Origin of the sequence: Mesorhizobium sp. ISC15, from assembly GCF_037162615.1 — a bacterium.
In the GTDB taxonomy this organism is placed as follows: Bacteria; Pseudomonadota; Alphaproteobacteria; order Rhizobiales; family Rhizobiaceae; genus Mesorhizobium; species Mesorhizobium mediterraneum.
The window spans coordinates 21834-46017 of the sequence record NZ_JAVSPX010000003.1; the positions used below are offsets into that span (position 1 = coordinate 21834).

The 24184-nt window shown below is 59.7% G+C and carries 20 protein-coding genes and 1 pseudogene; 14 read left to right on the plus strand and 7 right to left on the minus strand.

Annotated features, from left to right (window positions below):
• Positions 1-8 precede the first annotated feature (8 nt).
• The 7 genes from RPG13_RS34100 to RPG13_RS34130 form a co-directional block, all read right to left on the minus strand.
• Positions 9-221 (minus strand): hypothetical protein, encoded by a 213-nt coding sequence (locus tag RPG13_RS34100; protein WP_337127194.1) that lies wholly within the window; start codon positions 219-221, stop codon positions 9-11.
• Between the two features lie 109 nt (positions 222-330).
• The gene (locus tag RPG13_RS34105; protein WP_337127195.1) at positions 331-531 is read right to left on the minus strand and encodes a hypothetical protein; all 201 of its coding nucleotides are present in this window, start codon (positions 529-531) and stop codon (positions 331-333) included.
• A gap of 485 nt (positions 532-1016) precedes the next feature.
• Positions 1017-1412 (minus strand): hypothetical protein, encoded by a 396-nt coding sequence (locus tag RPG13_RS34110; protein ID WP_337127196.1) that lies wholly within the window; start codon positions 1410-1412, stop codon positions 1017-1019.
• Entirely contained in the window at positions 1405-1656 is a 252-nt protein-coding gene (locus RPG13_RS34115; RefSeq protein ID WP_337127197.1) for a prevent-host-death protein, read from the minus strand. Before RPG13_RS34115 ends, RPG13_RS34110 begins: the two co-directional genes overlap by 8 nt.
• A gap of 85 nt (positions 1657-1741) precedes the next feature.
• Positions 1742-1999 carry a hypothetical protein gene (locus RPG13_RS34120; protein ID WP_337127198.1) on the minus strand — a complete coding sequence of 86 codons (258 nt, stop codon included), beginning with the start codon at positions 1997-1999 and terminating at the stop codon, positions 1742-1744.
• Entirely contained in the window at positions 1996-2994 is a 999-nt protein-coding gene (locus RPG13_RS34125; RefSeq protein WP_337127199.1) for a hypothetical protein, read from the minus strand. Before RPG13_RS34125 ends, RPG13_RS34120 begins: the two co-directional genes overlap by 4 nt.
• Positions 2994-3443, minus strand: a complete 450-nt coding sequence (locus RPG13_RS34130; protein WP_337127200.1) for a DUF3846 domain-containing protein — start codon at positions 3441-3443, stop codon at positions 2994-2996. Before RPG13_RS34130 ends, RPG13_RS34125 begins: the two co-directional genes overlap by 1 nt.
• Before the next feature lie 705 nt (positions 3444-4148).
• On the opposite strand from RPG13_RS34130, the gene RPG13_RS34135 reads away from it, so the two are divergent.
• The 14 genes and pseudogenes from RPG13_RS34135 (at position 4149) to RPG13_RS34200 (ending at position 24165) form a co-directional block, all read left to right on the plus strand.
• The gene (locus RPG13_RS34135; protein WP_337127201.1) at positions 4149-4316 is read left to right on the plus strand and encodes a hypothetical protein; all 168 of its coding nucleotides are present in this window, start codon (positions 4149-4151) and stop codon (positions 4314-4316) included.
• A 30-nt stretch (positions 4317-4346) separates the two neighbouring features.
• Positions 4347-4709, plus strand: coding sequence for a hypothetical protein (locus RPG13_RS34140; protein WP_442921410.1), 363 nt, complete (start codon positions 4347-4349; stop codon positions 4707-4709).
• Positions 4696-4998, plus strand: coding sequence for a hypothetical protein (locus RPG13_RS34145; protein WP_337127202.1), 303 nt, complete (start codon positions 4696-4698; stop codon positions 4996-4998). Before RPG13_RS34140 ends, RPG13_RS34145 begins: the two co-directional genes overlap by 14 nt.
• Before the next feature lie 82 nt (positions 4999-5080).
• Positions 5081-5350 (plus strand): hypothetical protein, encoded by a 270-nt coding sequence (locus RPG13_RS34150; RefSeq protein ID WP_337127203.1) that lies wholly within the window; start codon positions 5081-5083, stop codon positions 5348-5350.
• A 48-nt stretch (positions 5351-5398) separates the two neighbouring features.
• Complete coding sequence (ligD, locus tag RPG13_RS34155; protein WP_337127204.1) at positions 5399-6373, plus strand: non-homologous end-joining DNA ligase; 975 nt, start codon at positions 5399-5401, stop codon at positions 6371-6373.
• A 376-nt stretch (positions 6374-6749) separates the two neighbouring features.
• Entirely contained in the window at positions 6750-11897 is a 5148-nt protein-coding gene (locus tag RPG13_RS34160; RefSeq protein ID WP_337127205.1) for a DEAD/DEAH box helicase, read from the plus strand.
• 221 nt (positions 11898-12118) lie between these two features.
• Entirely contained in the window at positions 12119-14683 is a 2565-nt protein-coding gene (locus RPG13_RS34165; protein ID WP_337127206.1) for a DEAD/DEAH box helicase, read from the plus strand.
• The gene (locus RPG13_RS34170) at positions 14683-19095 is read left to right on the plus strand and encodes an Eco57I restriction-modification methylase domain-containing protein (protein WP_337127207.1); all 4413 of its coding nucleotides are present in this window, start codon (positions 14683-14685) and stop codon (positions 19093-19095) included. The genes RPG13_RS34165 and RPG13_RS34170 overlap by 1 nt, the downstream gene beginning before the upstream one ends.
• Positions 19079-21061 carry a chromosome segregation protein SMC gene (locus RPG13_RS34175; protein WP_337127208.1) on the plus strand — a complete coding sequence of 661 codons (1983 nt, stop codon included), beginning with the start codon at positions 19079-19081 and terminating at the stop codon, positions 21059-21061. The genes RPG13_RS34170 and RPG13_RS34175 overlap by 17 nt, the downstream gene beginning before the upstream one ends.
• Positions 21062-21081: 20 nt before the next feature.
• Positions 21082-21828, plus strand: a complete 747-nt coding sequence (locus tag RPG13_RS34180) for an HNH endonuclease (RefSeq protein ID WP_337127209.1) — start codon at positions 21082-21084, stop codon at positions 21826-21828.
• 53 nt (positions 21829-21881) lie between these two features.
• A pseudogene (locus tag RPG13_RS34185) lies at positions 21882-22235 on the plus strand (helix-turn-helix domain-containing protein); the annotation flags it as partial.
• 683 nt (positions 22236-22918) lie between these two features.
• A complete protein-coding gene (locus RPG13_RS34190; RefSeq protein ID WP_337127210.1) occupies positions 22919-23506 on the plus strand; it encodes a hypothetical protein in 588 nt (195 codons plus the stop codon).
• Positions 23507-23523: 17 nt separating this feature from the next.
• Entirely contained in the window at positions 23524-23949 is a 426-nt protein-coding gene (locus tag RPG13_RS34195) for a hypothetical protein (protein ID WP_287319856.1), read from the plus strand.
• Between the two features lie 90 nt (positions 23950-24039).
• Positions 24040-24165, plus strand: a complete 126-nt coding sequence (locus RPG13_RS34200) for a hypothetical protein (protein WP_337127211.1) — start codon at positions 24040-24042, stop codon at positions 24163-24165.
• The last annotated feature ends 19 nt before the right edge of the window (positions 24166-24184 follow it).

A 24184-nucleotide genomic window follows, 5' to 3' on the forward strand; every position in this document is an offset into this window, starting at 1 on the left:
CAGGCCGCCTAGTTCGAAGCCATAGGGCCGTCGTAGTGGATATTGATGAGCCCCGGAACTGCTTCGGCGATCTGTTCGATCTGGCCTTCGAGATAGCCGTTGTGGAGCATCGCAGCCTTGAGAGCTTTCAGCATGTCGCCGCCGTGGCGTGCAATCAGCTTTTCGGCCGCATGCTGCAGTGCGACTTCCTCAGCCACTGTCAGGGGAGTTTCCTTGTACATTGGACACCTCTCTTTCGTGCGCATGCCACAGTGAACAAAATAAGAACAAAAGAGTCAAGCCGAACCCTCAGGAAGCCGCGCCCTGCTTGGCAGGGCGCGGCGCCGTCGGTCACTTCAGCCTGTCGTCATTGTCGGCCTTTCCGTCGAACTCGGCCTGATAGCTGACCTCGACCTTGGCGAGGAACGGAAGCGAAAAGGCGGCGGAGATTTTAAGCTGGCCGCCCTTATGGGACAGCTTGGCGATTTGCCGATTGATGTACCGACGAAGGCGGCGGCCGGTCTTCTGGCAGAAGGTTACGAGCGTTTTCATGAGGTAGATCCTCCAAAGTGGTTGTGCGCAATCGCGAAACTCGAATTCGGCTGGAACTGCCAAGTGCACCGCGTCAGCGGTCGCAACTGAGCGAAGCGCAGAGGAGAACCCTTTAGGGTTGCGCGCCGGGGCAGGGCCTGCCGTATCGTGCGCAGCATAAAGATTGCGAACCGCCACTTTGGAGCTGCCGGATAACGCGGCCTTCGTAGCCCCGGCCGCCTATCAGCATCATCAATCGGCAAATCGCCAACCGGCCGCAGGCCGGTTCTCCATCGCCTTCTCGCTGGAGTCGTCCAAGACCTGGCTACGGCGTTCGACTTGCCGACAATGACGACAGGCTGAAGTGACCCCGTATCGTGAAACGGAGCGGCGGCCGTGGTCGGGGAGGGGAGTGCGAGGGGAGAGGCGGAGGGGCGCCCCTCGCTCCGGTCCTGGCCCGCTCGATGCGGGTAAGGACCGGAGGCCTGCCAAGAAAATCAGTCCGGCTATTTGCGAACGATGCCGCGCAATCGACGCTGCGCCGCCGTCTCTTTGATCACGCCAGCAATCTTGCGGATAAATGCGGGACTGAACGCGCCGATCGGCGTCGTCGTCACCAGATCATAGGCTTCATCGACCTGCACCCGGTTATATTCGTCCAGGATCAGCCATGACGGATAGTCGAGGCCGCCGCGGCGGCATTCGATTTCGCTGATGGCGAGATGCGGGCGCGACCGGTCGGGTTTTTGCGAAGTCAGCGGAAAGAGAAACAAGGCTGCGGGCGTTACTGGCGTCCGGACAACGATGCAAACCGGCCTCGCCTTGCGTCCGGATTCCTCGCCGGCGTCTGCTTCCCGCGCCCATAGGTAATAATATCGGAGCAGATCGCCGGCTTTAAGCATCGGGCGTGTCGCCGGAAATTATTGCATCCAGTCCAGTCATGAGTTCATTGTGGACTTCATCTGGTGCGCCCTCGAGCGTATAGGCGACCGAATGCGGCTGGCCGACGAGCTGGTGGTACTGAGCAGCCGACAGGATGACGAGCTTTTCCTTGCCGCGCTTGGTCAGGGCCACCGGCTCGATCAATGCCGTTTCGAGGATTTCGCCTGACACGCGATTCATGTCCGAGAATGTGAACTGCTTCATCGCCGTACTTCCTTTTGAAGTACCTACAATACGTAATTCACGTAAGAAAAGCAAGAATGGTGGCGCGCGAGCGCCACCATTCCTATCAGGATCGATCCGCCCGAAAGAGCGGCATTGTCCGTTCATTGCTGAGTGTGGCACGGTTGGTCTGGAACGTGTAGCCGTCCCAATCCTTCCACGCCTCCCAGCCTTGCGCGGTCGCGCGTCCGTACCAGACGCGCACCTTCACCGCGTTTCCGGCCAGCGTCTCGACAATCGAGACGGTGAAGCTGCCACCAAGCTGCGACGGCGTATCGTATACGGTGATCTGGCGGGCAGGACGCCCGAAAGGGGCCGCATTCATGCGGCACCTTCGGCGCTGATCGCCTTCATCACCCGTTCGGCGGCCCATCTCCCCGCCTCGTTCAAGTGCCGCTGCCACGCACCTTGGGACGGCGACCAGCGGAAGCCGTTGGCCTTCAGCGCCCGCCGCGTCGTCTCGTCGGGCTTGCCGGGAAAGATCATCTGAATGCGCGCTATATCGGCATTTTCCTTGATCTCGACGGCTCCGGCCTGTGTCTCGACCTCTTGGCTTTGCGTTCCGCGCTCATGCATCCGAGCCAGAGATTTCAGCCGCCCTTGTAGGCGGCGGATTTCTGCACGGTTGCCCGCCGTGTTGAATCCGCGTTTCCATTGCCAGTCCGCCAGCACGACGCCGCGTGCCGCCACGTCCGCCGAGAGGCCGGTTTGGGCGACGATCGCCGCAATCATGGCAGCATCGTCGGCGCCCTCTTTTTCCATGCGCCGGATAATGGAGTTCGCGGCCTTCATTTTGTCGATCGACAAGGCCAGGTCCTCGATCTTCGCCATGATCCGTTGCAACGCAGATGGATCACCCGAGCGGATCGGCTCGTCATCCGCCCCCTGGGGGAAGGCTTTCCGCTTCACCGCTTTCCGGGCCGCTGCTGAATGCGCGGCAAAATCGGCGCGCCGAGCATCGGAAATCTTCATCCGCTTTTCGTTGCGGGCAACGGGAAAGCGCGCGGGTCCGGTAATAAACCAGTTCATGCAGCGGCTTTCCGCCGCCCAATAGCGCCGCGTCAACTCGACGTGGCGGCGGGTGAAAGCCTCGATCTCTGGTTCCGGGTTCGGTGCGCTCGCCTTTTCCCACAGCTCCACGACGTAGCCGGCAAACTCGTTCAGTCGGTGGGCCAGTTCGTCAAGCTCGGCGTTTGCGCGCCGGTCTGGAAAGTGGGTCAGTGCATCGAACTGGTGTTCGATGTCCTTCGCCGCAATGTTTGCGGCGAAGGTTCCTGTCACGATGGCGAGGCTTCGGTTTTCCACCATGGCAATTTTCATCATGCCTCTCCTTCGACAAAGGTCGGGGCACGGCGGTCAATCCTGACCTGCAAGCCCATCAATGCGCCGGAGATGATCAGCCCTCCCGCCGTCATCTCGTCGTGGGTCGCAAACACCGGGTCCAGTACCGGACGGCAGCACTTGAAATGCGCCGAAGCGTCTTCAAGGCTTATCAGGGGAGAGTGGTAGGGTTCGCTTCCGTCACCGCCGACGAGAACGAGTTTGCCAGCCAGGGGCTGCGGGTATCCTTCAAAGATGGTGAAGGCGGTTAAGCCGTCGTGCAAGCCTTCCTCGTCAGCGAACAGGGAATGCCGTTCATCAAAGCGCACGACCTCGATCAAGCGGCACCCGATCAGGTCATAGATAGGTTTGAAGCTGATTCCGGCCGGAAGCCCGACGGCCCGAAAGATCGTGGTTTCGGGGTCCAGTAGGTAAGCAGTGTGTTTCATGGTCTAGCCCTTTCTTTCTCCGCGAAGCGGTCTCGTGCCCGAAGGGGCAGGAGCCCCGCTCCTGCTCCCGAGCTCGCGCGGAGCAGCGGGAGAGAGGGAGGCAAGGGAAAAAACGGAGGGGGTTCGCCCGCCCGAGGCGAAGCCGAAGGGGCGGCGCATGATCCGCTATGCGGATCCGCGTCGATCCTGCACGGAGCGCGGACTTGGTCGCGCGGAGGAAGGACGGGGAGACCGTTTTTTTCCTTGCGAGGGAGAGAGGGCAGAGCCCTCTTTCCCTCTCTGAGGCGACAAAGTCGGCCGCGATCGCGGCCGTCACTCGCAAATGAAAGGAGCCGTCACTGGCTAGCGCCAGGACGGCTCCCGCGGTGAGTGGCAAGAAGGGCTAGCGACTTACCATCACCAACTCGTATTGCCCGAGCCGGCGCACTATGCTGATTTCGGGCCGTTCTGTAAACGGGCGATATCCCAATTTGGTGTACTGATGACGGCGTTCTGGCTGCGCAGCAGCCGCGCGTCCGATCGTCACCCGGATGGGCGGAGACTGGCTGTAGGCAAGGCTCCGTGCCGAAGGCATAGAGCGGTTTCGCGAAGCGACGTGCCCATAAATTCTGCCACGATCACGAGATTTCAAGGTGCATTCAGTCTACCAATTCGGTTACATTGATTCGAACGAACTCCGAAGATCAACGTCACTTGGCAGGAGCAATGGCAGGACCTTCTTTCGAAGAATGGATTTCTCACCTCGGTTTACAGCAGATCAACGATCCACAATTTGACAAGCCGATCTATCGGAAAACCAGCTTCGGCGAACTGGAGCTAAGCGCCGAAATCGAAAAAAAGATCAGCACCAGTCTTCGCAACACTCGCGACTGACGGAAAATCCCGCGATCAAAGCTGGCGCCGATGCTCGGGCTCAGCGACCAGGTTTACAATCGCTACGAAAACGCGGTTTCGCGGCTGACTGTCGGCCGGCTCCTTCACATCTGCGAGGTGCTGAGCATTTCACCGGAGGAGATCCTGTTTCCGGTCGCGCCACATCTTTGGGGTGAGGACCAGGTCGAAGCGGAGACTCGTATGGCGATTATTGAAAAGCTGGCGAGCTTTGACGGGCTCACGCTTCAAGCCATTCTGAGCTTTCTTCACCACCTTAAGACGAAAGAGATTGACGAAGACGGCAGCGGCTATGACGGCGCGGCGCCAGCCGCGCCATCATTCTCTGCTGCTGTTCAGGTTGCAAACGGGAGTGACATTCATGGCGGCAAGTAACAAGCGGCTCATGAAGGCGAGCGAGGTTCCGACGTTTGTTGAAGCGATCATCAAGGCAGGCTGCGACATCTGCGCCATCGGCCATCACGGATATGTAGTCGGGGACGTCGACCTGACGCCGGCAGAACGGGAAGTTGTCATGCCGAAGATAAAGAAGATCGAGGAGACTTACGGCGATCGCGATTTCCTCATGCTGGAAATCGTTGCCTATCTACGATCGATCGGCCGGTATCTGGATCCCGGCTCGCTGGCAACGCACTGGTCGGAGAATACGAAAACTCATCACTGAAAGCCGGCGACACCCCCTCTCTGTCATTGTGAGAGAGGAGACTCCGGCCACTGCCTATTGCGTTCAAGGTGCTGGAACAAATTTGACCGCTGTATATTCTCTCGACATGAGCGAGACCGCGGTCATTTGCCTCGATGAGGCCGTCCGGCGCGAGCTTGCCGTTGCCAGGGCGAAGCACGGCAATAGCTGGGAAGTCCAGTCGATCGTCAACAGCTGGGGCGACACCATGGATGATCGCGAGACATTGGCGGCAATTCGCTTGTTCAACCGCACCGGCTCGATGTTTGCCGTTTCCCAAGATCGGGCCGGGCGATCGTCTGACCATAGTCGATGTGGCGAAGGTATGGGATGACGACCGCGTGACATTCGCGCTTTTCAGATCAAGGGATCGGAAGGCATCATGACATGGGCGCGTCGAGCTACCAGCGCCCGTGACCGGCCGAGCGTGCCGGCCGGAGTGATCCCGCCGCTACTGCCGACCCTGGTTGATCGCGTCCCGCAAGGCGCTAACTGGCTGCACGAGATCAAATGGGACGGCTATCGGATCGGCGTCTATCTCGACAGAGGCAAGGTCAAAATCCTTACACGCAACCTCCACGACTGGACCGTCAGGTTTCCAACCATCGTCTCGGCGGTGGCCGAGCTCGACGCCACGGACGCGATTATCGACGGTGAGGCGTTCGTCGCCGACGAGAAGGGCTTGTCGCACTTTTCCAGTCTTCAGCGGGCTCTTGGCCGCGGCGGGAGACGTCAGGACATCATGCTTGCTGTCTTCGACCTGCTCAAGATCGACGGCGAGGATCTTCGCGATCGGCCACTCGTCGATCGGCGAGAAGCGCTAGTTAATCTGCTGGGTGAGACACCGCCGAACGGCATCGTTTTGAGCGACGAGATCAGCGGCGGCAGCGACATTCTCGCACAAGTCTGCCATTTCGGCTTCGAGGGCATCGTTTCCAAGCTGCGCAGCAGTCCATATCGATCCGGCCGCCGCCAAGAATGGGTGAAGACAAAATGCGTGCTGAGTGATGAGTTCATCGTTATCGGCTACGAGCCCGGCAATAGTTACGGCGGTCTGGGAAGCGTACTTCTGGCGAATGTTGAGGACGGAGATTTGGTCTTCGCCGGCGGCGTTGGCACAGGCTTCAATGCACGCACCGGAGCGGAGATGAGACGACGTCTCGATTCCATCCAAGTGGAGAGGTCACCAGTCTCTGGGCTGAACGTAAAGGGCGCAGTCTGGGTCCGGCCGGAGGTCGTCGTCGACGTCGAATATCGCGGTTGGACCGAGGACCACCTGCTCCGGCATCCGTCATTCAAGGGAATTCGCGAAGACCGGTCGGTTGACGAGTTTCTTGTAAGAAAGACAGGCCGATGAGAGTTCCCGGTCTTCGCGATGCTCCGAGCCTCCAAGACGGGCATTCTCGCGCAACCCGGTCAGGTGGTTGTCCGCGAGCTCATAGAACGCAGCCGCGATTTCTTCCGCTCCCTCCAGCCGCAGCCACATTTTCCCGCAGGTCCAGGAGAGTGCACTGGATTGACATCTGGCAGTTGAGATCACGGTCAGGATAGGTATCAACTCTGCGGGGGGCTCTGAGCGACATGCAGGCATAATCAAATTTCGCAAACCCCAGGCGGATGGGACAGGTCATGATCTCGTCTGTGAAGACCCGAGCATTCGATCGGAAAGCTGGTAGCCGCCCAGGGCTATGAAGTTTAATCTAAGTCACTATAAGCATTGAACGGGGGGCTCAGTGGATATCTTCAATCTCGATCAGGCATTGATAGAGCGATACGAATCGTTCGCTCGTTCTTTTTCGGAGATTCGCGCGCCGGAAATCCGCGCTCAAGTTGATGCTGCCTATAATGAGCATCGTTTTTGGCCCGAGCCCCTCATCACCATCAATCCGCGCTTTGAGTCTGGTCATTCTGTTGATCAGCTTGTCGCGCAAGAAGTGCTCGATCCGGCTCTTAGCAAGATATTCGCAGCAGGTCCGGACCGGACGCCGATCAAGCTTCACCGCCACCAAGATCGCGCCGTTGCGAAAGCGCGCAATGGTGAAAGCTTCATCGTGACCACGGGCACGGGGTCCGGAAAATCGCTGTGTTTCTTCTTGCCGATCGTCGATGCGGTGGTGCGCGCGCGGCGCGCAGGCGAGCCGCAGCGGACGCGCGCGATCATCATCTATCCAATGAACGCGCTGGCCAACAGCCAACTTGAGGAGCTCGAAAAATTCATCGGCGGCTCGGGGGTTGAAGAGGAGCTGCGCCCGACCTTCAGCCGCTATACCGGCCAGGAGAGCGATGCAGATCGGCAGGCGATCGCCAAGGCCAAACCCGATATCTTGCTGACCAACTTCATGATGCTCGAGCTGCTCATGACGCGCCAGGATGAACTCGATCGTGCCGTCATCGCCAATGCATCCGGCCTGGATTTCTTGGTGCTGGATGAACTGCACACCTATCGTGGCCGTCAAGGGGCGGACATCGCGATGCTGGTGCGTCGCGTGAAGGACCGGCTTGTCAAAGAGCGAAAGCTGCTGTGCATCGGTACGTCAGCGACGATGTCGAGCGCGCACGACGAGATCGAACGGGCAAGTGCCGTTGCTCGCGTCGGCAAGCTGATTTTTGGGGAAGAACTCAGTTCGGCATCGATCATCGATGAGAATCTCGCCAGGGCGACCGACCCCCGGATCAACAGCAAAAGCCTCGGAGCAGCGCTCCCGGATGCGGTTCTGGCGCCAATTCCGGAAAGTTTGACGGACGAGGAGCTGCATTCCCATCCGCTTGCCTGCTGGATCGAGACTGAGATTGGGCTTGTCGAGGGCGAAAAATTGCGCCGTCGCCCTCCCATGAACTTGAGTGATGCGACCTCCAAACTCGCGGCCCAGACAAACTTCCCTTCAGAGGACTGCAGAACCGCGCTTGCTGGGATGCTGTCGTTGATGGGACGCCGCGAAGATCTTCGTGGCGGCGTCAGCGACCGAGCGTTCCTTGCGTTCAAGCTTCATCGATTCATTTCTGGCGCTGGGCATGCGTACGCAACGATCGAGCCCGGCACCGATCGGCGTGTCGTGCTGGAAGGACAGGTTTTTCATCCCTCCGATCCAAATGCGCGCCTATATCCAGTCTTCTTTTGCCGCGAATGCGGTCAAGAGCACCACAGCGTTCGGATTGCGAATGCGCTCGATGGTGTTCGCGTTCTCGCTCGACCAATTGACGACCCGGCAAGCGAAGATCCGGAACCCGATGGATCCCGGACGGGCTTCCTGATCCCCGCGATCAATGCTGATTTCTTATTCGGGGGCGCCGTCGCCGACTATCCGGACGATTGGCAAGAAACGACGCCAGCGGGACAGGAGCGGCTGAAAGCGGGGCATCGCGGCAAGCACGAAGGGCAGCTTCTCCTTGTGAAGCCTGATGGGTCGCTCGCCGATGAGGGGGTACCGGCCTGGTTCTTCGGCGGCAAATATCGCTTTTGCCCGCATTGCCGTCATCAGCCGCCACAACAGGCACGTGACATCAACAAGCTGGCGGGTCTATCGGCCGAAGGGCGAAGCTCTGCGACGACGCTTATCGTCTCGACCATCTTGGCGTGGATGGAGGCCGACGGCACGCTTGAGGAAAGCACCCGCAAGCTTCTGGGCTTCACAGACAATCGCCAAGACGCGGCCCTACAGGCTGGGCATTTCAATGACTTCATTTTCGTCAGCTTGCTCCGTGGCGGTATCTTACGCGCCGTACGTGACGCAGGTGAGAAGGGCCTCACAGACGTTCGGTTCGGGGAGGCCGTTCGCAAGGCGCTTGGCTTCGACCTTGAGGAACCTGATCGTCTGTCCGACTGGATGGCTGATCCGCGTGTAAAGGGATTTCACAACCGCCAGGCGGCCGAGGAAGTTCTGACGTCGATCCTGGCACATCGCGTGTGGGCGGATCTTCGGAAAGGCTGGCGCTTCACGAATCCCAATCTCGAAGAGGCCGGCCTTGTGGAGGTACGGTTTCCTGGACTGGGTGAACTAGCAGGCGACGACGAAGAGTTCGCCGACAACCCGCGACTGGTGGCCGCCAAACCCCAGTTGCGCGCCAGGCTCTTCAATTTACTTTTCGACTATATGCGGCGCGGCCTTGCCATCGCGACCGAAGCGCTGGACCGCCAGCGCATATTGCAGGTCGCCGAGACGTCGAGGAACCACGTCCGCGATCCCTGGCTCATCGATCAGAACGAAGAGCAGGAATTGCGGCAAGCCGGATTTCTGATGATCGATCCGCCAAGCAAGGCGGAGATCAGCGCCGCGGAAGATGTGCTGATTGTACGGGGCGGCTGGCGGACAGCGCTGGGCAAGGCGCTGCGCAGCAGGGAGATCTGGGGTGAGCCGTTACCCGTCAAGGAATATGAAGATGTTATCGCCACGCTCCTGCGGGCAGCCGAAAATCACCAGGTCATCCGCCGGGTGGTCACCGGTGGCGAGGCTCCTGCGTGGCGCCTGGCATCGACGGCCTTGCGCCTCTTTCCCGCGACCAAGAGGGCGGATGGAAAACGCGAGAACCCATTTTTCCGCACGCTGTATGAGGAAGTTGCCGAGATGCTCGGGCAGGAGGGCGACTTGCCCTTTGCCTTCGAGGCTCGGGAGCACACCGCTCAGGTCGACCAGAAGGTCCGAGCTTGGCGCGAAGACCGGTTCCGGTTCGGGAAGTCGGATATCGAAAGAATCGCCCAGAACCGAGATGAAATGCGCCAAGAAGGCGAGCCCGCCAGCTTCCTTCCGGCGCTGTTCTGCTCGCCAACGATGGAGCTCGGAGTTGATATCAGCGCGCTGAACGCCGTCTTTCTCCGGAATGCACCGCCGACACCGGCAAATTACGTGCAGCGGGCCGGCCGTGCTGGTCGTAGCGGTCAAGCAGCACTTGTTGTTACCTATTGTGCTGCCCAGTCTCCCCACGACCAATATTACTTCAACAATCGGCAGGGACTCGTCGCGGGCGTGGTGAAGCCGCCGGCCCTTGATCTTGCCAATCGCGATCTGCTGCGAAGCCATCTCCACGCAGAATGGCTGGCGGCGGCCGTTGTGCCGTTAAAGCCGTCGATCCCGGAAAATTTGAACATGACCACACCGGAGATGTCTGTCTCCGTTGAGATCGAAGCCGCTTTTGCAAAGCTTGTCGCGACTGGGGCCGCAAAACCCACGATGCGGCGCCTGCTCGAGCAAACGGCCAGCGCGGTCGAGCTCGCCGATGCACCTTGGCTGGCCGATATCGATGCCTTTGTTGATGAGACCGACCGGGAAGCGGCGCAGAATTTCGCAGGCAGCTTCGGCCGCTGGCGGGAGCTCTACCGAAGCGCCCGCCGTGAGCAGGATGAAGCGCATCAAATCCAGCAGAAGACCTCATTCAAGCCGGGTGAGCGCAAGGAGGCCGCACGCCGTCATTTCCGCGCGACGGAAGAGCTCGACATGCTTGAGCGTGGACAGGCCTCGAACGGTTCCGACTTTTACGCGTATCGCTATCTGGCGACTGAAGGATTTCTGCCGGGCTATAACTTCCCGCGCCTCCCGCTTTATGCGTTCATTCCTGCGACCAAGCGCGCGGCTGTCCTGCAAAGGCCGCGCTTCCTCGCGATTTCCGAGTTCGGTCCCAACAGCCTGATCTATCATGAGGGGCGGGCCTACCGGGTTGTCCGTGCGAAGCTGCCGGCGCACGGCCGTCTCGATGACGGCAAGCTCGCAACCACCAGCCTCATTTTGTGCGCCGAGTGCGGAGCGGCTCACGCCGATGACAAGCTGGAGCGATGCCACGCGTGCAGCGCGTCGCTGGCCGGCGTGGATCGCCTCGATAACGTCTATCGGATCGACAATGTCGAAACCGCACCTTCGTCTCGGATCACGGCAAATGATGAAGACCGGCAGAGGCGTGGCTTTGAGATCCAGACCGTATTCCAGTGGCAATTCGAAAAAGGCGTTCCCGATATCCGCACGCTCACCTTGCGCTCGGGAGGAGAGCCGCTTCTGCTTCTCGACTATGGCGCACGCGCAAAGCTATCGCGCATCAACAAGGGACTTCGCCGGCGGAAGTCGAAGTCGATAAATGGCTTCTGCATCGATCCGACGTCGGGGCGCTGGGTCAAGGATACTCTCAACGGCGGAGATGACGATGACATGGACGTCACGATCCCGAAGTCGCAGCGCATCGTGCCGATCGTCGAGGATCATAAGAATGCTGTACTGGTGCGGCCGCTTGCGAATTTTGACGAGCGGCAGATGGCGACCCTCCAGCATGCCCTTCTGCGGGGCATCCAGATTGTTGCCGAACTGGAGGAAGGCGAGCTCCTGGGTGAGCCCTTGCCCGCGCGCGAGAACCGCAAGGCAATCCTGCTCTACGAGGCGACCGAGGGTGGCGCTGGGGTTCTAAACCGTCTTGTTTCCGATCGTCGCCGGATGGCGGAGATCGCGCGTCAGGCGCTCGACCTGATGCACTATGACTTCCGATCTGAGGACGGCGGTCTCAAGGAGCGGCCGGATGCTTGCGTCGCCGGCTGCTATCGCTGCCTGCTTTCATACTTCAACCAACCCGACCACAACCTGATCGATCGTCGCGACGCGGAGGTCACAACCTTTCTCTGCCAGCTCGCAGAGCCTGAGGTCGTGGAGGCGGGACCGGTGGAGGTCGCAAGCGGCTGGCTTAGCGCAATACGCCGGTGGGGATTGCCTGCACCATCCTCGCGCAAGGTTGGCGGCACTGTATACGACCTCTATTGGCCAAGCTTCCAGGTGCTCGCGGTATCAGGACATGTGCCGGACGGACTTGCTTCGGCATGTGCCGACTTGGGGGTGGATGTCGTCAAGCTTCCTGATGTGCCTGGCGAAGCGGCGCCCAGGGAACTGGTTGAGTTGTTGGGGGCGGCATAGTGGAAGCAGTCAGATTTTCGCCGGGGGATCTTGTTGAGGCGCGGGGACGAGAGTGGGTCGTTCTTCCGTCTCCTCATGATGACATCCTCAACGTCCGGCCCTTGTCGGGATCGGAAGCAGATGCGCAGCGGATTGCGCTTGCGCTTGAAGTCAATCCCGTCAGGCCCGCGCGATTTGCTCCGCCAACGCCTGAGCGGCGAGACACCCAGGATGGTGCGCGGTTGCTGGCGGATGCGCTCCGGCTGTCGCTTCGCCGCGGCGCCGGCCCCTTCCGGAGCGCCGCGCATCTCGGTGTCGAGCCGCGCGCCTATCAGCTCGTGCCGCTGATGATGGCCTTGAAGCTGCCGGTCGTGCGGCTGCTCATTGCTGACGATGTGGGTATCGGCAAAACGATCGAGGCGGGATTGATCGTCCGCGAAATGCTTGACCGCGGTCTGATCGACCGCTTCTCGGTGCTGTGTCCACCCCACCTCGTTGAGCAATGGGTGGGCGAACTTGCGGAAAAATTCGATATCGACGCCGTCGCCGTCACGTCGGCCAGGGCGCGCAGCCTGGAGCGTGGTCTTCCCGCGGCTCAGAGCCTTTTCGAAGCCTATCCGCACACCGTCGTCAGCCTCGACTATATCAAGGCCGACAGCCGCCGCGATGAATTCGCAAGGGCCTGCCCGTCCCTCGTGATCGTCGACGAAGCTCACGCCTGCATCGGTGGAGACCGTGGAAGACATCAGCGTTTCGAGCTTCTCGAACGCTTGGCCTCTGATCAAGAGCGCCACATGCTGCTGCTGACGGCAACGCCGCACAGCGGCGACGAAGCTGCATTCGACCGGCTGTTGGGCCTTATTAGCCCCGACTTCGCAGGAGGTCCGCAAGGCGATGAGAATGCCCGTGCCCGATATGCTCGCCGCCTCGCTCAGCATTACGTTCAGCGGCGCCGAGCCGATATCACCGAGGGCAGCTGGCACGAGCAACGAACATTTCCCGTCCACCATGTGAAGGACGAGCCCTTCAGCCTGAGCGGTGAATTCGCCGCTTTCCATGATCGCGCTCTCGACTACTGCCTGGCTGTCACCCAGCGGGCCGGCACCGACCAACGCAGCCGGCGGCTTGCTTTCTGGGGAACGCTCGCGCTGATGCGATGCGTCGGCTCGTCGCCTGCGGCCGCGAGCAATGCTCTTCGCAATCGCTTGTGCGGGATGGCGGACGAAGAGGCGATGCTGCCTGTCGTCTTCGACGAAGATGAAGGCCTGCTCGACCAAGGGGATGTGGAGCCGGGCACCGCCAGCGCCAATGCTGAGGAGCGCGATGAGATCGCCGCGCTGATCTCCATGGCAGAGTCCCTTGATAACCGTCGCGCCGAGGATCCCAAGGTTGCCTGGCTATTGAAGGTTCTGAAAGGGCTACTTCAGGAAGGAGCCAAGCCAGTCATCTTCTGCCGGTTCATCGCAACGGCTGAGGCGCTTGGCGAAGAGATCAAGCGAGCTTGGCCAAAGGCTGACGTGGCGGTCGTGACTGGACGCTTGCCGCCAGAAGAGCGGCGTGCCCGCGTTGACCAGCTCGACGACTCGGAGAGCCGAATCTTGGTCGCGACGGATTGCCTCTCCGAAGGCATCAATCTGCAGTCATTGTTCGACGCCGTGGTTCACTACGACCTTAGTTGGAATCCGACGCGTCATCAGCAGCGCGAAGGTCGCGTTGATCGATTTGGCCAGCAGTCGCCGATCGTCCGCTCCGTCACGATCTTTGGCGAAAACAGCGCGATCGATGGCGCGGTATTGCAGGTCATTCTGCGTAAAGCCGAAGCCATTCGCAAAGCGACGGGCATTTCAGTGCCTATGCCCGAGGACAGCGAAGGAGTGACCTCGGCCCTCATGCAGGCGCTCATGCTTCGTGCCGGAGGCCATCGCGAGCAGCTGGCCTTTGATTTCGGCCTATCGGGCGAACGGCTCGACAGCAAATGGCGCGACGCCGAGGAGAATGCGAAGGCAAGCCGCGCGCGATATGCCCAAGGTGCGCTGAAACCCGATGAAGTTCTGCCGGAGTGGCGCCAGATGAGGGCACTGAACGGCGGCCCCACCGAGGTCGCACGCTTCACGGACCGAGCCTTGAAGCGCGTGGGAGCGCCGTTGGAGAAGGTAGGGCAACATCATCTCGTTCATCTCGATGCAATGCCCGACGCGATAAAGGAACGTCTGGGAGTGCGGGGCCTCCGTGGGACGCGACGAGTCGGTTTTGACGATGACCCCGCACCGGGCGTGACACATCTGGGTCGCGTTCATCCGCTTGTCGCCAGCTTGGCCGAGAGCTTGGCCGAAGGGGCACTGGATCCCGACGGGGCAGCGTTTCCTCCGCTCGGCCGTTGCGGCGCCTGGCGCACGCGGGCTGTCGCTCAAATGACGACGCTGCTGCTATTGCGCCTACGCTTCAAGCTAATCACCAGCGGGCGCACAAATCGGCTGCTGCTGGCTGAGGAGGCCACAGGACTCGCCTTTGGAGGGATAGCCCCCGCGGCTACGCTGAGCGGGCGATCTGCGCTTGAGCTCCTCGAGTCCGAGGCAGCGGGAAATCTTGATGAGTTGGCTGCTGCGCGACAGCTCCAGCGTGCTCACGAACGATTGGCGAGCTATGAACCCGCGATAGCAATCCTCGCTGTTGACCGAGGGGGGGCACTTTCTGCGGATCATCTGCGGTTGACGGAAGCAGCACGTGGGGGGGCGACGGTCGAGGTCGTTCCCGTTTTACCGGCAGACGTTATCGGCCTCTACGTCCTCCTCCCGGAGGGCGAATAATGGTTAGACATCTAAAGCGCGTCGCCGATATTGGTCTCGCCGCGGTCTCGATCGAAGGGGGATTGATTTCCCCCGATCAGGTAGCAGCAATCGCCGCCACTGCTCCAGATCAGAAGGCCGCTGCGGAGTATGGTTGCCCAAAAGGCACCAACCTGCGTGACGAGGTCACTCGTTACTTCAGGATCGGACAAGCCCACTGGCAAGCCTATGCCAGATTGTCCGCACCTAATGCCGATCAGACGGCCGCTTTTGTGAAAAGCTTGCTCGAGGAAGCGTTCGGATTTGAAGCTCTGCGCGGTCCCCATGTTCACCAGAGGAATGGGCATACCTATCGCATCACCTTTGAAGCCAAGGGCGGCCGGGTGCCAGTTGTGGTTGCGGCCCCGGTGCCGGACAGTGAGGCATTCACCAAGGCGCTTCCGCAGCTAGGTGATGACCATGATGGGACGATCCCGCGGCGTTCGCCCGGCGTACTGCTTCAAGACTGGCTGAACGCCAATTCCGACTTCTTGTGGGGCATGGTCTTCGCCGGCGATCGTGTCCGTCTCATGCGGGACAACGCCAGTTTTACCCGTCCCGCTCATATCGAAGCTGATCTCGGAGCGATTTTCCGCGACGAGATGTTCGCAGACTTCACCGCAACGTGGCTGCTGATCCATGCAACGCGCTTTGGTGGCGAGTACGCGCCGGCTGTCGATTGTGCTCTAGAACGGTGGCGTGAGGCGGGGCTGAGAGCCGGCACGGCGGCGCGCGAAAGGCTTGGGGAGAGTGTCGAAGAGGCGCTCCTCGCGCTCGGGCAGGGCTTCTTGGATGCAAATCCGGACCTTCGGGCAAAGCTGGATGAGAATCGCCTCAGCGTCCAAGGGTGGTTCGAGCAGCTTCTGCGCATCGTCTACAGGCTGATCTTCCTTGCGGTGTCAGAGGACCGCGATCTTTTGCACGGACCGGATGCATCGGCCGAATCACGCGACCTCTATGCGTCAGCCTACGGCTTCGGCCATATGCGCGAACGCTCGGCCCGCCGATCCGCTCACGACCATCATCATGATGCCTGGGAAGGGGCGAAGATCGTTTTCCGGGGGTTGGAGCGCGGCGAAAGGCTCTTGGGGCTGCCGCCGCTTGGGAGCCTGTTCGCGCGGGGCCAGACTCCCGATCTCGATGAGGCGAAGTTGCCCAACAGGGCATTTCTGCGCGCGGTCTTCCATCTAAGCTGGTTGATCGAGGATGGTCGCCGTGTCCGTATTAACTGGCGCGATATGGCGACGGAAGAGTTGGGTTCGGTCTACGAAGGCCTGCTCGAACTTGTACCCACGCGTGAAGATAATGGCCGACGTTTCTGCTTTGCGGGCGGCAACGAGGCACGCGGGAATGCACGCAAGATCAGCGGCAGCTACTATACGCCGGACAGCTTGGTTCAAACCTTGCTCGACAATACTCTCGATCCCGTGCTCGCACGGGACGAGGCTGAAGGCGGCGCCGACGCGATTCTCAAGCTCTCCGTCATCGATCCGGCCTGTGGCTCCGGCCATTTTCTTCTTGGCGCCGCGCGAAGGATGGCCACGCGGGTAGCGTTGCTGCGAGATAGCGAAGCACCAGACTATCCCGCTGCGATGCGGGATGTTGCGCGCCATTGCATTCATGGTGTTGACCGCAATCCCATGGCCGTGGAACTGGCCAAGGTGGCCATGTGGATCGAGGCGGTCGAACCGGGCAAGCCGCTGACTTTCCTCGACAGCCACATCCGATGCGGTGACAGCCTAGTTGGGGTCTTCGATCTATCCGTGTTGGGGGAAGGTATCCCCGACGATGCCTATAAGTTGCTGAACGGCGATGACCGCGAAGTAGTCAATCACTACAAGGCCAAAAATCGTCGCGAGCTAACTGAACGTGGTCGGATTGAAAGCGGCTTTGGCTTCAATCGCCAAAAGGATCTGGCCCGCGATCTTGCCGCGCTGGCTAACATGCCCGAAGAGACCGTTGATCAAATCGCGGAGAAGCGGTCGCGTTTCGAGGCGCTTATGAGCCGCGGTGCTGCCGCCTGGACGGTAGAGCGCGCCTGCGATCTCTGGACCTCAACCTTCTTCGCGCCAAAGATCCAAGGTGGACAATATGCAGGGCCCGATGGTCTGCCGCGACGCGGCGCCGAGACGGTCGCGACATCGGGCACCGTGTGGGAACTCCTTCGTGGACACGAGCCATTTGGACCGCTCTCCGGCGCGGTTGCCGATCTGGCCGCTCATTACCGTTTCTTCCACTGGCCCATCGCCTTCGCTGACGTAATGGGGCGCGGCGGCTTCGACGTTGTTCTCGGCAATCCACCCTGGGAGACAATGAGCCCCGATAACAAGGAGTTCTTCGCGTCCTACGATCCTCAGGTGCGTTTCATGTCACCGCCGGACCAACGGGCGGCGATTGAACATCTTCTCGAAGATGCTTCAATCGCGGGAAGATGGGACGAGCATTGCCGCGATCTTTACGCGGCCGTGCATTTCATGAAGTCGAGCGGACGATATCGTCTTTTTGCTCCGGGCAACCTCGGCAAGGGCGACTTCAACGTCTACCGAATGTTCGTTGAAAGCGCGCTCGCCCTAACGCGTCCGGGCCAGGTGGCCGCGCAGTTCGTGCCGGAAGGGCTCTACAATGGCGCCAACGCAACCGCGATCCGTGGTGAGCTCTTCGATCAACGCCGATTGGAGAAGCTGGCGGGATTCGAGAACACCAAAGGAATCTGGTTCCCTTCGATCGACACCCGCAGCAAGTTTTGCCTGTACGTTGCCTGGCGAGACGGTCGAACTGAAAAGTTTTCTGCGGCGTTCCGAGTCTCAACTTTGGAGAAGTTAGCAGAGTTTTCGGCCGGGCGAGGACTGAGCATACCCAGTGATCTGGTTGCAGAATTTTCTCCGGACGCGCGCGCGGTGATGGAATTCGCTGCGCAGGAAGAGATCGATATCTGCACGAAGATGTACACGTGCCATCCGAAGTTTGGTGAGCGGGTCTATGAGCAACCCTATCGGGTTTATATGACAGAAGCTCACATGGGTAACGATCGCGGGCTTTTTTCCCCGGGGGCAGATGGTTTACCTGTCTTTGAAGGTCGGATGATCGATGCGTACGACTACCGAGCGAAAGGATACCTTTCGGGTCGTGGTCGCTCGGCGGACTGGGTAGACATGCCGTTTGGTTCAGCGCAAAAATCTATTCAACCTCAGTGGCGAATTTTGCAGGAAAACATTGCTAGTAAGCTACATGGAAGGATCGACAACTATCGAATTGGCTTTTGCGATGTTGCGAGTCCGACCAATTCTAGAAGCTTGATGGCTGCTATCATTCCGCCAAACACTGTAAGTGGACACAAAGTTCCGACAATTATATTTGATGGAGGGGACCGAAAAGACATGCTGCTCTGGTTAGGAGTAGCAAATTCATTGGCGATGGACTTTCTCGTTCGAAAGAAAGTATCTCTCACAATGTCTTACACCATCATGGATAGTCTTCCGTTTCCACGCGACTACAAGAAGATTCCTTTTGCAGACTCAATTGCGGAACGGGTTATGAGGCTATGTGCTGTTGGCGAAGAGATGGAGGGGCTGTGGCGCACGGCGATCGAGACTGGCCTGCTTCCTGCCTCGGCGCGCCTCGAAGAAGACCCAGATAGGCGTGCAGTACTCACTGCCGAGATCGACGTTCTCGTCGCCCGTGAGGTCTACGGTCTAAATAAACAGGAGATGCTCTACATCCTCGACCCGGTGAACATCCTCGGAGAGGACTGCGACATCGAAACCTTCAAAGCGCTGCGCAACCGTGAAATGCGAGAATTCAACGAATATCGGACGCAGCGACTGGTGTTGGAAGCCTGGGACAGGCTGGCAGGAACACAAATCGATACAGGCGCAATCGAGGTTCAAAGGCCTCCGCTGGCCGTTCTACCGGACGGCATGTGGGCTCGTCCTGCACAGCCGCAATCTGGCGATGTTGGCGCGACACTGGCAGCCATCCTTAAAGCGATAGGCGCTCCAATACCAAGTAGGGATGTCCGCTTCGCGGCCGCGCTGATCTTGGAGCCGCGGTTGTTCGTTCCGCTTTTGACCGACGCTCAAGCGACAGAATGGCGTCGCTTGGTGGGGGCCGAAGCTGATCCGCTCACAGGAAATGTCGCAGCGTTCGCGACGCGGAACAACGCTGCATGGGGAGCGGCCGTCCGCAATCATCGCGGCAATGGACGACTGATTGAGAACCTCGATGACGGTACGTGGGCGCCGGGTCCCGGACTCGATGCGATTGATACATCAAGTTGGCCAGACGGCCGCGCCGGCTTCGTGTTGGAGGCGCTGAGAAGCATCGATCTCGGCGCAGCGGTGAATTCGCTGCCGGATGAGATACAGAGGTGGATAGCCGATGCCGCTGCAGCCTGACCTGTTAGGGCCGCAGCCCCTCACCGTAACGCCAGCCGAAGGGTTGGAGGGGCCGCGTCTTTGGGTCCGGCGTCTGGTGATCTGGAAGGAACCCGGCGGGGAGAAGGTACGAGACATTGCCCTTCGTCCTGGCCTTAATATCATCTGGTCCCCAGACGGAGCGGATGATGCAGCTTCGGCAGACCAGGTCAACGCGATCGGACACGGCAGTGGTAAGACACTGTTCTGCAGGTTGATCCGCTATTGCCTTGGTGAGGATCGCTTCGCCACAGAGCCGCAGCGGGATCGGATAGGCACCGCATTCCTGAACGGCATTGTCGGCGCCGAAGTCATGCTCGACGGGGCATGCTGGGCGATCGTTCGACCTCTCGGCGTTCGTCGTCGGCATATGGCTGTGGCGAATGGCAATCTTGATGAGATCGCCGCCGGTGAGGGAACGTCGACTGGACTTGAACCATTCATCGAGGCCGTCGATCAGAGCGTCATCACCACCGAGCTCGCAGGGTTGGTTCGGCCGCGGGCGGATGGACCGATTTGGCCGATCGCCTTGGCGTGGCTGACGCGAGACCAGGAATGTCGGTTCGATGACGTTCTGGATTGGCGGTCACCGACTTCGGATTCGGATTCACCCATACCTGCGAGCGGTCAGGAAAAGGGACCGAGGCTCGAGGCGCTCCGCGCCTTCCTGATGGCGATCACGCTAGAGGAGCAAACGACACGCAGCGAGGTCAATAGCGTCAGCGAACAACGTCGAACCCTTGATCAGGAGATCGGTCATCGACGGTGGGAAATCGAACGCGCGCAAAGCCGCCTTGTCGCTGCGCTTGACCTTGCCGGCCAATCGTTGCCCGCGATGCCGCTCTTGATCGATGTCATGCGTAAGTCCGCAGGCGAGCGCCTAGGGGCGGCAACACTGCTTCCCGCTGGCGGCGGTGCCGAACTCGCTACGGCGCGTGAGCAGCACGAAGCTGCACGACTTGAATGGATGCGTCTCGATGGAGAACGCATCCGCATCGAAACGTCGATCCCGATCGAACAGCGAGTATTGAGTGAGATCCACGGGGAACTGCCCGGGCTTTCCTATTCGCAAACCGAGGCGGAGAGCCCGATCTGCCCAATTTGTGATGTACCGATTGATCGGGCTTTGGCTGAGGGGTGCAAGCTCTCGCACAAAATTCCCGACGCCGAAACATGCCGACAGCGTTGGGCTCAGCGCCAATCGGACTTCGGGGCGCAAGGTAAGCGTCTTGAAGGACTGCGCCAAGAAGGCGTGCGGGTTCTCCAGCAGATCGCGCTCGCCAAGCAGCAGTTGGATCAAGCTGCCATTCGTGTTGCTGCGATAGAAAAGGCGCGCGATATCCGGGAAGCCGCGTGGTACACGGCTCGGAGGGTCCAGGACGATGTCGAGCGCCTTGCCGATCTCATCGACACCCAAGATCAGGCGGTAAAGCGCCTTGGCAAGCTAGGCGCGAAGCTTGATGTTGAAAGGGAGCGGCTCGGGGCGTTTCGAGACAAACAAGCTCGCGTATTCGGGCGGATGAGCGAGAAATTCGATCCGATCATTCGGCGTTTGGTGGGTCACGATGCCAAGGGCCGCATTGCTCTCTCTGGTAATGGGCTGGAGCTTTCGGTCGACATGGGAGGCGACCGAAGGACCGCGGCGATCGAGTCGCTCAAAGTCCTAGCCTTTGACCTAGCTGCGATGTGTCTCAGCATGGAAGGGGCAACACGGGTCCCGTCCTTCTTGTTGCATGATAGCCCGCGTGAGGCAGACCTTGGTCTGTCGATCTACGGACGGCTTTTTGACATCGCCGAAGAATTGGAGCGCATCGGCGGAACGCCGCTGTTTCAGTACATCATCACGACTACCACGGCTCCTCCGGCTGAATTCAGGGAGCGCCCGTATCTGCAACTCAAGATGTACGGCGATCCGCCTGCGCAGCGCTTGCTCGGGGTCGACCTATGACGGGCGCGGAGGCCCGTTTGATGACCTATCCGTTCGCTCTGCTCTCGGAGCTACGCGATGCGGCGAACGAGCATGGCTACCGGATCGGCCCCGAAGAGGCTGCTGGTTGGATCTTTTTCCGTTCAGCCAGCGCGCCGGCTGAAATCGGACTGGCTGCGGCGAGTTCCTCCGGGCCGTTCTTTTTGTCCGTTATGCACCAGGGCGTGGCTCGAACTCTGGATGCTCCACCTGCGTTCCCGTGTGCAAAGGGGCATGCCGCGGCCTTTATGTTTGCCACACGTGATGATCTGCATTCAGGGGTCCAGGCTGTGTACCGACTGTCGGTCAGCCTGCCGAATTTTCCCCTTGAGAAATATGAGAAGGCCGTCGCGGGGATTGGCGATACCGAAGGTGAGCGCGCCCAGAAGTTCAGGATCGGCCAGAACATTTTTCGTGACGCCCTGATGGAATATTGGAACGGGAGTTGCCCGTTGAGCGGGATATCCAGTCCTGAACTCCTGCGAGCGTCGCATATGATGCCATGGGCTCGCTGCGAGACCGACGCTCAGCGGCTCGACGTGCATAACGGACTTCTACTGTCCGCCTTGTGGGACGCCGCATTCGACGCCGGCCTGGTGACATTCGGCGATGATGGACAGGTTTTGGTCTCTTCTCGCTTAGAAGGTGCCGCCCAAGAAGCGCTAAGCCTCAGCTCTGCGCCGACGTTGATGCTCCGTAGCGAGCATGGGCCTTACCTCGCATTTCATAGAAACCACATCTGGCATTGAGATTGACCCTACCAAACTAGGGGTCGTGTGCGAACAAGGCCCGATCGATGCCTGATGGGGTCGCCCGCATCGTCCTTGAGGCTGTGCAAGACATGCTCTTGCGTCTCGCCTTGCAGATGGCGCGCGACGACTACGAGACCCGGCGGGAACGTCAGCGCTAGGGCATCGAATTGGCGAAACGTGGGGGCAAGTAGGCAGCCGACCCGCCGACAAGGCAACGCAGGAACGCATCGCGGCGCTGCGTGCCGGCGGTCATAAACATCGCTGAAACGGCGCGACTGGCCGGGTGCAGCCCGAGCCAAGTTAAACGCGTGGCAGCCCTGCTGCGCGTTGCCGATTGTGACAAAGCGAGCTTACCAGGCGCGCGGCCCTGTCGCCATTCATCAAGGCCAAAGAGAATGCGATAACCCAGCTCCGCCTATCTTGAGGATTCACTTTTTTAGAGGGGCCCCGCCCCCTGCACCCCAGGAGCACCGGGAGCACAGGTGAGAACCGGATAATCGGAGCACTATGAGCACAAGCGGCGGCCAATAACATGTTGAAAAGAAAACGCTTTTCAAAAACCCTAGACCGATTACGATTTTCAGTTGACAACATATGTTGTCCACCTACATGTTGAGTAGACATGATATAGCCATGACACGAACTAGCCAGCAACTATTAAGCCGTTGAATTATTTAGGTTTTCGTCCTATTTAGAAGCATACCGGGATGGCGCTTCCCTTTCGGGTCCAAATCGAAAGGTTCAACGCAACTGCACGAACTCGGCCAAGGGCGCGCGCAGGAAACATCCTCTGGAAGGGCTGGGGGTCCACACCTCAGCCCGACCCCATACGGGTTTCTTTCGGGTCCAAACCGGAAGGCCCTCAACGCAACTGCGCGAACTCGGCCAAGGGCGCGCGCAGGAGCATCCTCTTAAAGGGCTGGGGGTCCACACCTCAGCCCGACCCCATACGGGTTTCTTTCGGGTCCAAACCGGAAGGCCCTCAACGCAACTGCGCGAACTCGGCCAAGGGCGCGCGCAGGAGCATCCTCTTAAAGGGCTGGGGGTCCACACCTCAGCCCGCCCCATATGACCGAGGGAACCTCACATGGCCACAGAGAACAAGAAGCGTCTTAGCAAAATAGCCCGTCAGAAACTAGCCATGCGCGCAGGCCTGTGGCCTGACCTTGATGAGACCAGGCTTTGGGATCGCGAAAAATCGGACGGGTGGCTTAGCATTCCGCGCGCCATGCCGTTGCTGTTGCAGATCATGGACAGCCTCTCCAAAGGCAAACCGGTCTCGACCGCTTATGTCGATCTTTGGTGCCGCACCTACGACGACTCCTTTGTCATTGCGAACAAAGATCGGGAGATGGCTTTCTTCTCCGGCTTCACAGGAGAAAGGGCGGTGCGCACTTGGGCAAGCCGGATGCGCATCCTGAAGGACTTGGGCTTCATCGACATCAAAGATGGTCCCAATGGGCCGATAAGCTATGTTCTGATCTTCAATCCATATTTGGTTGTGCGGGAGCACTATGAGGCGGGCCATGTCAACGCGGCATTTTTCAATGCGTTGGGGCAGCGCATGATAGAAATCGGCGCCCAGGATCTCGACGCGGCTTCTAAACCCAAAGTCTCCGCGTCAATATCACCGGTCGCGGCGAAAGCGACCAGCTTGAGCAAGCGCAAGCTTTGAACCAAGGGAAGGGAACAGTGGCAACCATCGAGTATCACTATCAGACCATGGGGCGGATTCTGTCTCACCTCATTAATCAGGGCCTCGCGCGCGTCGATTTCGAACCGGCCGATGCTATGGAAATTATGACAGAGCGCTGGGGCAGCGAAGAGGAAGTGTTGGCGACCTTTGCCGACGTGCTGCATTGGATGCGGTCTGAGGGCTTAATACGCACAACAGCAGTACAGGAATACGACGGCGGGTATGCCTTCTCGGGAGTGCAACTAACCTCCAAAGGGATCGCGGCTATTCAGGCAAAACCAGATGACGCCGAGTTGGGCGAAACCATCGAAAAGAAAGTCACTGAAAGTGCAGAAGGCAGCCTCGACCCCTCTATCTATACAAAGATCGGGGCGTTCGTGGGCGGCTTCACTGGTGGCTTCACGCAATCCATAAGCGGCTGAGTCGAACTCTGGCACGCCTCTTATGCGGCGAGCCGATACTCGTGCGGGCGCGGCCTCACACCATCTCGGTATCAGTCGGGAGAGCGTGACGTGACAGGCGGTATCGCCCGTGCGGGCGACGCCAACCAACTGGTGGAGGAAGTCTTCTTGTTGTTAGCTATGATCGCGAACGAAACGCCGCGTGCGATCGTGCCGGCGCAACCAACGATGGCCTGATTTTTGAGAGACAATTTTT